The organism is Enterococcus spodopteracolus, assembly GCF_030441955.1.
GTDB lineage: Bacteria > Bacillota > Bacilli > Lactobacillales > Enterococcaceae > Enterococcus_B > Enterococcus_B spodopteracolus.
Map to the genome: position 1 here is coordinate 1 of NZ_JARJHD010000180.1, position 255 is coordinate 255.

The 255-nt window shown below is 37.3% G+C and carries 1 protein-coding gene; it reads right to left on the minus strand.

What is annotated here, in order from left to right:
• A partial coding sequence (locus P3R27_RS15630; RefSeq protein ID WP_301357631.1) for a pyridoxal-phosphate dependent enzyme occupies positions 1-255 on the minus strand: 255 nt, incomplete at both ends.

Consider the following 255-nt stretch of genomic DNA (forward strand, 5'->3'; position numbering starts at 1 on the left):
CTGCTCGCCCTAAAGCTACAGCTTTGCTAAAATCACCTTCGTACTCTTTGACAACAACACCCATTTCTCTCAACAAACGCTTTTTCCAGCTTTTTGCTTCATTAGACATGTGGACAGTCGTCTGAAATCCTAACTTTGCTCCCATGATTCCGACACTAAGTCCTAAATTTCCTGTAGAACCCACAGCGATTGAATAATTAGAAAAAATATTTTTGAATTCATCATTTGCTAGAATAGCATAATTACTATCAATTG